Annotated in this window: 10 protein-coding genes; 8 read left to right on the forward strand and 2 right to left on the reverse strand. The window is 53.8% G+C overall.

Translation table 11 applies throughout. The features are described 5' to 3' along the window. Position 1: 1 nt before the first annotated feature. The 4 genes from V9K95_RS15545 (at position 2) to argE (ending at position 3,575) form a co-directional block, all read left to right on the forward strand. Positions 2 to 694, forward strand: a complete 693-nt coding sequence (locus tag V9K95_RS15545) for an ABC transporter permease (RefSeq protein ID WP_336441103.1) — start codon at positions 2 to 4, stop codon at positions 692 to 694. 4 nt (positions 695 to 698) lie between these two features. After that, positions 699 to 1,439, forward strand: coding sequence for an ABC transporter permease (locus V9K95_RS15550; RefSeq protein ID WP_336441102.1), 741 nt, complete (start codon positions 699 to 701; stop codon positions 1,437 to 1,439). Between the two features lie 125 nt (positions 1,440 to 1,564). Next, on the forward strand, positions 1,565 to 2,338 hold the full coding sequence (locus tag V9K95_RS15555; protein ID WP_336441101.1) for an ABC transporter substrate-binding protein: 774 nt from the start codon (positions 1,565 to 1,567) through the stop codon (positions 2,336 to 2,338). Positions 2,339 to 2,417: 79 nt separating this feature from the next. Continuing rightward, the gene (argE, locus tag V9K95_RS15560) at positions 2,418 to 3,575 is read left to right on the forward strand and encodes an acetylornithine deacetylase (RefSeq protein ID WP_336441100.1); all 1,158 of its coding nucleotides are present in this window, start codon (positions 2,418 to 2,420) and stop codon (positions 3,573 to 3,575) included. On the opposite strand, the gene V9K95_RS15565 is transcribed toward argE, so the two are convergent. After that, positions 3,572 to 4,498 (reverse strand): LysR family transcriptional regulator, encoded by a 927-nt coding sequence (locus tag V9K95_RS15565; RefSeq protein ID WP_336441099.1) that lies wholly within the window; start codon positions 4,496 to 4,498, stop codon positions 3,572 to 3,574. The genes argE and V9K95_RS15565 overlap by 4 nt on opposite strands. 701 nt (positions 4,499 to 5,199) lie before the next feature. Between V9K95_RS15565 and V9K95_RS15570 the strand changes: the two genes are divergently transcribed. The 3 genes from V9K95_RS15570 (at position 5,200) to V9K95_RS15580 (ending at position 9,589) form a co-directional block, all read left to right on the forward strand. Further along, positions 5,200 to 6,729, forward strand: coding sequence for an aldehyde dehydrogenase family protein (locus V9K95_RS15570; protein WP_336441098.1), 1,530 nt, complete (start codon positions 5,200 to 5,202; stop codon positions 6,727 to 6,729). A 21-nt stretch (positions 6,730 to 6,750) separates the two neighbouring features. Further along, a complete protein-coding gene (locus V9K95_RS15575; RefSeq protein ID WP_336441097.1) occupies positions 6,751 to 7,959 on the forward strand; it encodes a pyridoxal phosphate-dependent aminotransferase in 1,209 nt (402 codons plus the stop codon). A gap of 154 nt (positions 7,960 to 8,113) precedes the next feature. Further along, positions 8,114 to 9,589, forward strand: coding sequence for an NAD-dependent succinate-semialdehyde dehydrogenase (locus V9K95_RS15580; protein ID WP_336441096.1), 1,476 nt, complete (start codon positions 8,114 to 8,116; stop codon positions 9,587 to 9,589). 425 nt (positions 9,590 to 10,014) lie between these two features. Here the strand turns inward: V9K95_RS15580 and V9K95_RS15585 are convergent, their stop codons facing one another. Further along, positions 10,015 to 10,938: a LysR substrate-binding domain-containing protein gene (locus V9K95_RS15585; protein WP_336441095.1), complete on the reverse strand. Its 924-nt coding sequence runs from the start codon at positions 10,936 to 10,938 to the stop codon at positions 10,015 to 10,017. A 159-nt stretch (positions 10,939 to 11,097) separates the two neighbouring features. On the opposite strand from V9K95_RS15585, the gene V9K95_RS15590 reads away from it, so the two are divergent. Then, positions 11,098 to 11,925, forward strand: a complete 828-nt coding sequence (locus V9K95_RS15590; protein ID WP_336441094.1) for a transporter substrate-binding domain-containing protein — start codon at positions 11,098 to 11,100, stop codon at positions 11,923 to 11,925. Positions 11,926 to 11,934 lie beyond the last annotated feature (9 nt).

Raw genomic sequence — 11,934 nt, forward strand, 5'->3', positions numbered from 1 at the left:
GATGTTGGACCTTGTTAAGATATATCTCCCGCTGATCCTGAGTGGGACGGCCGTCACAATCGTCGTTGCGGTCCTGTCCCTCTCAGGATCACTTGCCATCGGATTGTTGGGTGCGCTGTTCAGCCTGACGGGAAGCCGGTTTTCACGAAAAATTGTCACCGCCTACACGACGCTCATCCGGGGTGTTCCAGATCTTGTCCTGATGCTACTGTTCTACTTCGGCGGCCAGACGTTGCTCAATCAACTGGGCGCGACGACGGGCCTTTGGGACTATGTTGAAGTGAGTGCTTTCGGGGCAGGCACGATTACGATTGCGATCATTTTTGGCGCCTACATGATTGAAACCTTCCGTGGCGCAGCACTTGCTATTCCAAAAGGGCAAATCGAGGCTGGAATGGCGTTCGGATTATCGCGGTGGCGCCTATTCACACGCATCATCTGGCCACAGCTTCTAGGCTATGCGCTGCCTGGCATCGGCAACAACTGGCAGATCCTCATGAAGACCACCGCTCTTGTCTCGGTGATCGGTCTTCAGGACATGGTCTTCAATAGTTTTCAAGCTGGACGGACTACCCGTCATATGTTCGTGTTCATGGGAGTAGCAATGATCCTATATCTCATTATTACAATGATTTCTGGGGTCATTTTTCACATTCTCACGCAACGCTATAGCCCCCAACCGAAGTCTAGGTGAGACCATGTTACAGACAGTCACAGACTTCAGCACCAACACTTCGCCAATCGACTTCATGCTCGTTTTTGCAAACTGGGAACTCTTTGCTAAAGGGTTGCTCAATACCCTCCTCTTATTTCTATCGACTACAATAGTTGGTGCTCTTGTGGCTCTTCCGCTCGGGATCGCCCGGGCTCATAGGGTTCCGCTCCTGAGTCCCCTTATCTTGTCGTACACCTACCTCTTCCGGGGAACGCCGCTGCTTGTGCAGACGTATCTGTTATATTATGGCGCGAGCGAGTTCGAAATCGTACGGCAGAGCTTCTTATGGCCGATTTTCAAGGGGGCTTGGGGTTGTGCCTTTGTCGCCTTTACCGTTAATACCGCCGCTTATGTGACCGAGATCGTGTGCGCGGGTATTCGATCAGTGCCTTCTGGCGAGATAGAAGCTGCGAAAGCATGCGGCATGCGGACGATGACGCGGTTAAGGCGGATTATTGTTCCAAGAGCATTCAGGATCATGCTGCCGACTTATTCAAACGAGGTGATCTTTGCGCTCCAAGCTACCGTCGTCGCTTCCACAATTACTATTGTGGACGTTCTTGGAGCCGGTCGGACGTTGAATGGAATGTTCTACCTCGCCTACGAAGGTTTCCTTGCCGCCGCCACAATCTACGTGGTCCTCACGTTTTGCATTGTGAAGCTTTTTGTTTTCCTCGAGGCCATGCTAAACCGCCATCTTCAGCCAATGGGGGCGACGGCGTAAGTCGCCAGTGCCGCGTCCTTCAAACCTTGGTTTTACTAATCGGCATGGCCTCTCATTCGATGGCCGGTAGAGTTTCTTTGCACTTATGTGCAAAGACAACGACAACCGAACTTTCGGAGGGATAAATGAAAACACTTTTCGCAGCTATTCTATTTTCTGCCACAACGCTCACAACGGGGCACAATGCGTTTGCCGAAGATACGCTACGTATCGCGACCGAGGGAGCATACCCCCCTTTTAACCAACTCGAACCCGACGGCTCGTTGAGTGGGTTTGACGTAGACGTCGCAAAGGCAATTTGTGCCGACATGAAGGTGACTTGCGAGTTTGTGAAGCAGGACTGGGACGGGCTTGTTCCCGGCCTGCTGGCAAAAAAGTTCGACGTGATCGCTGCCTCGATGACCATTACCGAAGATCGGAAGAAGCGCGTCGACTTTACTGAAAAGTATTACCAGACTCCGTCGCAATTCAGCGCGAAGAAAGGCTCTGGTCTAGATGTTACGCCAGATGGACTAAAAGGCAAAACCATTGGTGTTCAACGTGGAACAATTCAGTCGTGCTATCTTGAGAAGCACTACGCCAACAGCGAGCTTAAAGTCTATCCCAGCCAGCTTGAAGCGTTCAATGATCTCGTTGCCGGACGGGTTGACATCGTCTTTTCTGACCGAGTTGGAGCGCAGGAGCAACTTTTAAAGGGGCCAGATGGGGCCAGCTATGAACTCGTCGGGCCGCCCCAGAAGGATGCTGATTGCCTGGGGGAAGGTGTTGGGCTTGCCCTCAGGAAAAACAGCGACGAATTGCGGGACAAGTTGAATGCTGCAATCAAGCATATCCGCGCAGATGGCACTTACAAAGAGATCAACGCTAAATACTTCCCATTTGACCTCTACGGGGACTAACCCGCAGTCCGGGAGTCGATCGGCGGCTTGTACTCGAGTGCGAGCCGTTAGCGATTTTTTAAGAAAAGAACCGATTTTTATGAAGAACATTACCGCAGTCGAAATCCTCGAAAAACTCATCGGCTACGAATCCGTTTCTCACAAGTCCAATCTGGAGATTGCTGATTATGTAGCCGATCTCTGCAAAGGTTTCGGTGGCTGGGTTGATCGCTTCCGTTCGCCCGATGGTCAAAAAGAGGCATTGCTGATCGCCTTCGGGCCGAAGGTCCCCGGTGGCGTTGTACTGTCAGGCCACATGGACGTCGTGCCAGTGACCAATCAGACATGGACCTCCGACCCTTTTCGACTTCGACTTGCCGACGGCCGTCTCTATGGGCGCGGGGCTGTCGACATGAAGGGCTTTCTCGCCTTGTGTCTATCGGCTGCCAACGGGATAGACCTTGGCCGCCTCTCGAAGCCTCTCTACCTAGCGTTCTCCTACGACGAGGAGGTTACCTGCGACGGCGTGAAGCCGATTGTCTCCTTCTTGAAAACTCACGTACCTGCGCCGTCGTGCGTTATCGTGGGGGAGCCGACCGAAATGCGAATTGTTGGGGCGCACAAGGGCGCTATCGACTGGAACATCCAAGTCCATGGAAAAGCGGCTCACTCGAGCCTGCCTCATCTGGGATCGAATGCAATCCATGCCGCCGCGCGGATAGTGCAACTCGTAGAGCAATTGGCCGAGGAGTTTTCGCGTTCCCCAGCACCTGATGCAGAAGATTTTGATGTACCCTTTGCGACACTGTCGGTCGGTTTGATCAAGGGTGGATCAGCACCGAATGTCATTGCCTCCCACTGCGAAATTCACATTGAGGCCCGCCCCCTATTAGTAGGAGATTACGCCTACATCTTAGGGCGTATCAATAAGCTTATTGACGATGATGTTCTGCCTCGATTGAGGAGGACGGCATCCGATGCAAAGGTGACGATCAGCGAAGTCGATTCGATCCCACCCCTCGTGCGTTGGGCCTCAAGCGATGCTGAGCGCCTAGTTGGGAAACTGATTGGATCAAACAACGTGGAAGCAGTGTCGTACGCGACCGAAGCCGGTTTTTTCCAGTCGGTAGGACTACCGACTGTGGTTTTCGGACCGGGTAGCATTTCACAGGCGCATCAGCCTGACGAATTCATTAGTCAGGATCAATTTGAAGCAGGCGGACGCTTTCTTGCGCAACTTCTGCGAACGCTCTACTAGCTACCACCTCTCATTGACCTGGAAATCTCCAGCAAGTCGTTTCGCATTGTAGCGATGAGGACTGATTGTCGGTCTAGCTTCCTGGACACCAAATACACGGGCCAATCGACCCGGAACCGCGCTGAGTTGATCCTTCGAAGCAAACCATCGTTTTCCCACCGCCACGCGTAGTGCTCGGGTAAGTAGCCAACGTGAAGGCCCGTGAGTATCATTTGCAACGTAGCTTCGGTATGCATTGACGTCACGCTTGAATTCCAGTTCGTTTCAACCATCTCCTGTTGCTGTGTAACAAATCCCCGGCGGATAAAATCTACGCCGGTAAGGTCCTCATCTGTCATATTGTCCAAGTCTCGCCCGAAAAGCGGATGTTCCGAACCGCAATAGAGTGCGATGCTCTCCGTGTGGAGTTCTTCGTAAGCGAGGTCGGTAAGGTCAGTCTTGCTGCCCGTGACGCCGAGGTCGCACCGACCATCGTAAACTGCTTTTTCCACGTCGTTTGACGGGACGACGTTCACCGTCAGCTCTACCTCGTTGGGCCGTGCGCGAAACTTTTGCATTGCGGGCCCGAACGGGTTTCTTGGGTCTGTCGCCACGTTGTCCATGAGCCATACCGATAGTTCGCCCATAAGCTTTCCTTTGGCGCCAGCTACGGTGGACCGAAAGTTATTCAACTCGCCAAACAGACGAAGTGTAGCCTCGTAGACGACTTTACCCTCCGAAGTGAGCGAAAACCCGCTAGGACCGCGCGAACACAGCTTTATCCCGAACCGCGTTTCCAGATCGGAAATGTGAATAGAGATTGTCGATCGGCTGAGGTTTAGCGTCTCTTCCGCCGCCGCGAAGCCATTGCATTCGGTCACCGCCTTGAAAACCTTCAAGAGGCGAATGTCGATCTTATCAAGCGGCGGAATATCAAATCGCATCGTGGCTCCAAGCGCGATGAACCTATCGGCAGGTCGAAAGTCCCATATACTGGCCCCATTCACGCTTAGATGGATCGTTCGGGATACAGCCGTACTTAGCGTAGGTCATTTGGCCCTTTGAGGGCAACCTAAACTGCACGATTAGTACTGTGGTAAGTGATAAACAGAGTAGTAGGGCAATTAATACGAACCACCAGATTGGTACCGCGGTGTTGCGTCGATTATCCATTCCCGTTCCCTTCGACATTTAGTCTGATCCGGTTGAGAGCGCCGTCCGCCGGTACTACGCGCGGTGTGGTACTCGTACCGAACACACTCTCTTGGCTGCAAGACTGCTTGAGACCAGTGGCTGAGCCAATCATCCGTCAGCGACAGCAAGTCGACTGTCCTCCCGTGTGCGCGAAGCTCCAGCCAACCCAATCAACCTTACTTGTTGATCTGCTTCATGATGTTTTGCGTTCGTCAAACGTTGGTTTGGCTGAACTGTGTTTCCCAAATTGACCCAACTGGCTATTCCGAAGCGACCAACGGTCGTGATTGACTCCACGAATTCAAAGCACAGCGGCTCGCTACCTTCGAGCCTAAATTTCGAGGGCGGGCGTCGTGCCGATGTTCCCGATATGGCGACAATGTCCGCCGAACTCTGAGACCGAGCGATTTCGCAAAAATGATCGATGCCCGCCAATCGAAAGATAAACTGAATGGAAAATAGTATCGCCGGCTACTTCGCTCAATACACGGTTCCGCAAGATGTCATTTCTTTCGTGGATCGGCCAATTGGGCATTACATCGGTGGCGTAGAGCTCCATACGACCGACGACCAAATCGACGTTATTGAACCATTCACCCGGGAAAGACTGACCGGCGTTGTGAATGGGACGCTCTCTGATGTCGATCTGGCGGTAAATTCTGCCCGAAGCGCACTTGCCGGTCCATGGGGCAAAATGGCGCCACTTGAACGACAGCGATTGATATTGCGGCTTGCCGAGGCAATGTCGGCCGATGCAGACTTTCTCTCCCACCTTGAAGCCATCGATGTTGGCAAGGCGATATCAGAGGCCCGGTCAATCGATGTTGCCGGTGCCATTGCCAACCTCGAATATTTTGCCGGCTGGACGAGCAAGATCGACGGTAGAACTACAAATGCAGTAGCGCTGGCGGGTGAAACACTCATGTACACTGTCAAGGAACCGGTGGGAGTGGTCGCTGCGATTGTGCCGTGGAACTTTCCCCTACAGATCCTCTCCTGGAAGCTCGCGGCCGCACTTGCATGTGGATGCACCATTGTCTGTAAACCCTCCGAACAGACGCCGCTTTCCGCCATGCGCGTCGCGCAACTTGCGAGTTTGGTGGGTTTTCCGGCCGGCGTAATCAATATCGTCAACGGGTTTGGACATGTTATCGGTCAAGCCTTGGCAGCGCATAGGGGCGTGGACAAACTTTCTTTCACAGGCTCGACGCCCGTAGGCAAAGCTGTCGGCAAGACGTCGCTGGACACGATGAAACGACTCACGCTGGAACTCGGCGGGAAGTCGCCGGTCATCGTCACCAGCAAGGCAGACCTGGACAGAGCTGCCGATGCTATTTTGGCTGGCGTATTTCTCAACTCAGGACAGGTATGCGACGCGGGCTCACGCGTCTATATCCACAAAAGCGTTCACGCCGAACTGATTCACAAACTGAGGACCGGCGCTGAAAGCTTACCTATAGGCGCTGGCCTCGACCCTACCGCTAGAATTACTCCCCTTGTTTCGTCGGCACACCGGAACAAGGTGCTCGACCATATTAGTTCGGCCCAAGCGGAAGGGGCTGCCCTTGTGACCGGCGAAGTGAGCGTCCCAAGTCAACGCGTCGACGGTATTTTGCGGCCAACAATCTTTGACAATTGCTCAGATAAAATGCGCATTTTCCGCGAGGAAATCTTCGGTCCAGTCCTTGGTGTCTCACAATTTGATACTATCGATGAGGCGGTCGAGCGAGCAAATGCCGGGGGTTTTGGGCTGGCAGCGGCAGTATATTCGCAGCATATCGACGAAACAATTCAATTGTCTCGTCGCCTAAAGGCCGGAAATATCTACATAAACGCGCACGGTCTTCTAGATCCAGCGATGCCGTTTGGCGGGCTGGGCGAGTCTGGCTTCGGTAAGGACATGGGGCCAGAGCAGCTCGATGGGTTTCTGTCGACGAAAAGTATTTATGTGCAAGTTGCCAACCCCTCGGCGACTGAGTGAGCATTTCCTGGAGGTGAATTGATGGAAGCTGTTTTGAAACAACGTAGTGCTCGGCCACCATTTTCCGATCATACGGTCGCCATTGCAAGTGAAGGATCCGCCGGTTGGGCGATTGCTGACGCTGCCGCGGATGCCTCGGGGAAGGGAGATGACGTGATTAGTCTTTGCCTGGGCGATACCTCCTTTGACACGCCGGATCGCATCTTGGAGACAGCTGTTGCGAGCCTGCGTGGAGGCCGCACGCACTACGCGCCGGTGCCCGGCACGCCGGAACTCCGAGCCAACATTGCCGCTGCACAAACCAGGTTCGACGGCCAACCTTGGCAAGCCGAGCAAGTGACGGTTTTTGGCGGGGCTCAAAGCGCGCTTTTCGCAACCCTGATGGTGGTTGCCGGTGCGGGCGACGAAGTACTTTACTTCGAGCCTTGGTATGCGACCTACGAAGCGACGATTCGCGCTGGCGGCGCGATTGCCAAACCCATTAAACTATCTTTCGAGAGCCCCACCTGCAAGCTCTCAGAACCCGAACTCATCGCTGCGATCACTGACCGAACACGAGCTATTGTTCTTAACTCGCCAAATAATCCTGGTGGATATGTTTTCGGCCAATCCGATCTCGAGGTCGTGGCGAGCGTTGCCCAGCAATACAATTTGTGGATCATCAGCGACGAAGTCTACAGATCTGCGGTGTTTGATGACGAATACTCCTCCATCACGTCGTTTCCGGACGTCATGGACCGGACGATCATCATCAACAGTTTGTCCAAGTCACATGCGATGACAGGATGGCGCGTGGGATGGGCCTTGGCTCCGCTAGCGGCCGCTCACCACCTACAAAACCTCGCGCAGTGCATGCTGTTCGGCTCACCGACATTTATACAAGACGCTGCAGCCATGGCGCTTGAAGCGGCTGGTGATGAAGAAATGAGATATTTTTCTGGAGAATTGCGACGGCGCCGGGATATCATGTGCAAGGCATTATCGGCAATCCAGCGGCTGAGATTTACGCGTCCAAGGGGTGGAATGTTCTGCTTTGTCGACGTCTCGGAGACTGGTCTCTCCGGCACACACTTCGCCGAGAAACTCTTTCGTTCTGAAGGGCTCGCTGTCGTTCCAGGCACGGCCTTTGGCCCCAATATGAGCGACTTTATCCGCATCTCCTTTTCCGCCTCGGAGGAGAATATCGAAAATGGGATGGTGCGGTTACGCCGCTTTTGCGCAAACCTGTGAGCCGGTCAAGGTTTTCGGCTAAACTTCGCCTGAGCGCGGTCCTGGGCCAAAGCCCGATTTCACCGATATCGCTCGCGGCTTTGGCCGGCTAACGGATCCCAAAATTCAACGGCGCGACACGTGACTTCCGCCGTATTCATTTAAGGAGAAAACTTTGACCGCCACCAATCTCGCATCGAGACTGCAGGACCCTGGGTTACTCAGCGACAAAGCGTTTATCGCCGGACGGTGGGTTAGCGCCCGCAATGGAGCAACATTCGACGTTCTCGACCCTGCTACGGGTCGAAAGATTGCGGCGGTTCCTGATCTTGGCCTAGACGAAGTAAATCAGGCAATCGACGCCGCGCACCGAGCGCAGAAACCATGGGCAAAAGTCACAGCGAAGCAGCGCGCGTTCTTTTTGCGTAAGTTGTTTGATTTTGTTGTGTCAAACGTTGACGACCTAGCAATTATCTTGACTGCGGAGATGGGTAAGCCTCTGCAGGAAGCAAGGACTGAGATTCTGTACGGAGCTGCCTATATTGAGTGGTTTGCCGAGGAAGCCAAACGCATCAATGGCGATGTGATTCCTGGTCACCAGGAGGACAAACGCATCCTTGTTCTGAAGAGGCCTGTCGGTGTTGTCGGTGCTATCACCCCTTGGAATTTCCCGAGTGCCATGCTTGCGCGCAAGCTCGCGCCTGCGCTATCTGTTGGCTGTTCGCTTGTCGCTAAGCCGGCCGCGCAAACGCCGCTTTCAGCACTTGCACTTGGCGTTCTAGCGGAGCGAGCCGGCATTCCGCCTGGCGTTATCAACGTGATCACATCGAAAGACGCTGCTATGGTCGGAGCGAGGTTCTGCGCCAACGAGTTGGTGAGAAAGATTTCATTCACAGGCTCAACAAACGTAGGCCGTATTTTGATGCGGCAGGGCGCCGACCAAATCAAAAAGTTGAGCCTCGAGCTTGGGGGCAACGCACCGTTTATCGTATTCGACGATGCTGATATCGACGCTGCGGTGGAGGGGGCCATCATTGCCAAATTCAGAAATGCCGGGCAGACATGTGTCTGTGCCAATCGAATCTATGTTCAAGTCGGCGTTTATAAAGAGTTTTCCGAAAAGCTTTCCAAACGGGTCGCCGGACTGAAGGTTGGTAACGGGTTTGCCAAGGGATCTGAGATAGGTCCTCTTATCGACGACAATGCGGTGCAGAAAGTCAAAGAACATCTAGAAGATGCACTTTCATTGGGCGCAAGCGTTACTGTCGGTGGGAAATTCGGCGAACAGGGAGAGCGGTTTTTCTCCCCGACCGTCCTGATGGGTGTGACCTCCCAAATGAAAGTTGCACGCGAAGAGACTTTCGGCCCACTCGCGCCACTCTTTTCATTCGACACGGAGGAGGAGGTTATTCAAATGGCGAATAACACGGAGTTCGGTCTCGCCGGATATTTTTACTCTCGTGACCTCTCTCGTATCTTCCGCGTTGCCGAGGAGCTGGAGACCGGCATGGTCGGTGTGAACACCGGACTTATTTCCACTGAAATGGCTCCGTTTGGCGGAATCAAGCAGTCTGGTCTCGGCCGCGAAGGGTCTAAATACGGAGCAGATGATTATGTCGACATCAAATACATCTGCTTAAGCGTTACCTGAGGTGGCGGCCAAAATGGCATGGTTCCGGCTTCATCATCGAACCTCGCGTTGGCTTACTCTCCACCACCCAACGCAGTCATATGATGATCAGTTCAATACAAGAGTTTAATAAGGATTGTAGACATCTGCGCTACAATGAAAATAGGTGAAAATTAGCGTATTATCGGCACTTTCAAACGAAGGTTTGCTGACGACTTCCTTGTTTGAACGCAGCAGAAATTCGTGGGCCATGCGTTTGAACTCCAATCAAGACCAACGGGGTCGGTGATGGGGATCTCGCCCATGCCGGTTATGTCAAATTGCTGTTGCTGATATCGTCGTTATGTCATAGCGATCCCGGACAACGGCCCCAGGAATTCACTTAAGCCGATGCGCATATGGCAGGAGCTTTGCCTCCATATGGGAGGCCCGCATGCAGTAACATTTTAGGGCAGAAAAAGGCGTCGCTTACTCAAGTCGGTGGCTTTCCCGGCTTCTGCGACAAGCCAGTCGATAAAATGGCTCACGTCGGGTCGTTCACGTTTCGATTCCGTGCACAGGCAGTAATAATTCTGAAGCGCGGGTACTGTGAGGGCCAAAGGTTGGACCAGCCGTCCTTCGTCAAGATCGCGCGCGGATATGATCTCGTCGCTCAGCGCAACGCCGTATCCATCGCGCGCCGCCTGCAGTACGATCCCGAAGTCGTCGAAATACACCTCGGAGCGACCAATCTGGGTCACGCCTGCTGCTGACTGATATATCTTCCATTGCGAACCATCGTCCTCGTGCAGAAGGCGATGATGGCCAAGATCTCCGATTTGCCGGATCGCGTGTGGGCCACGCAATAATTGCGGGCTGCACACTGGCGTCATGCGAATGCCGTGAAGCAGTTGCCACCAAAAACCCGACCATGGCGGCGCCCCGTAAACAACTGCAATGTCTGCCTTTCGCCAATTCACATCGCTGGCGCGACCGGCGGTTATCACATTCAGGGCGATGTTTCGGTTCTCTGCCATGAACTCGAACAGTCGGGTGGCGAGCCAGGCAACTCCGTGCACCTGGGGAATGGAGATCGTCAGCGTACTTTTGCCAGCATCATTCGATTTTTGCGCGGCAACTGCCTGAACACCGGTCGTCAAGGCATTCATTGCCTGCCGGGCGGAGCGTTGCAGGATCGTACCATATTCGGTGAGAACGAGTTGTCGACCACGCTTCTCGAACAGGGGCACATCAAGAGCGTCCTGAAGGGTGCGAAGCTGCTGACTGATCGCGCCGGGCGTCACATGCAATTCAGCCGCTGCTGCTCCAAGGTGGCTCAGCCGGGCGACGCTTTCGAAAACGCGAAGGGCGTTCAATGGTGGCAACGACATTCTTCCGTCTCCTGCACTAAGTATGTCCGGGGTCCATTATTCGTTTAGTTTTCCTGCTTGTTTTATCGCAGAAAATTTAGATTGTCTGCTGAAATGTTCCGTGTTGCTATGAGCAAAGGATTTCAAAAAAGAGATCCCAATAAAAGAGGGAATTAAAAAATGGATAAGCGATTGAAATGGGTGGCTAGATTGTTCTCAGGTGGCCTCGTTGCTCTGGCAGTGGCGGGACAAGCCCAGGCGGATGGTGACAAACCGGACTTTGCTTCGAGCGGAACGGTCAAGGTTTGCACGGCGGGCGACTTTCCGCCGATGCAATATTACAAAAACCCCGGTGACACTGATCTTGTCGGCTTTGAGATCGATGTCGTCGATGCGATCGCCAAGCACTGGAGCGCGAAGGCCGAATTTGTTGTCGGCGATTTCAAGGGGTTGCTGCCCTCTCTCGCTAGCGGCCGTTGCGATCTTGTCGCAAGCGGTATCATGATCACGCCGGCCCGGCTCGAGAAATACGACGGCGTACCCTATTTCGGGTCGCATGTAGTTCTGCTCACACCCAAAACAGACGAGACCTCGAAGACGCCAGAAGATATGAATGGCAAGGTCATGGCGATCGAGGCCGGCACGACCTATGAAAAAACGATGGCCGACCTCAATGCCAAGTTCGCCAAGGACGGCAAGCCAGAGGCCGTTATCCAAACCTATCCGTCCGCGTCGGGCGTCATCGAACAGATATTGGTCGGGCGGGCTGCAGGCACCATCACGCAGGATACCACCGCCGCGTTTCGTATGCTGCAGATGCCAGACCGACTGAAGATCGCCTATACGTATGACGAGAGCGAGACATACGGGATTTACATGCGCAAGAGCGCCGGTGATCGAAAGCTTGTCAAGGAAGCAATCGAGGCGCTGCAGGCAAGCGGGGAAATGAAGACCTTGCTTGCCAAATGGGGCTTGCCGGAAACATCGACCGACGTCACTCACGACTGAGTGGGGCGC

The sequence above is a fragment of the Phyllobacterium sp. CCNWLW183 genome (assembly GCF_037203775.1).
Taxonomy (GTDB): Bacteria; Pseudomonadota; Alphaproteobacteria; order Rhizobiales; family Rhizobiaceae; genus Phyllobacterium; species Phyllobacterium ifriqiyense.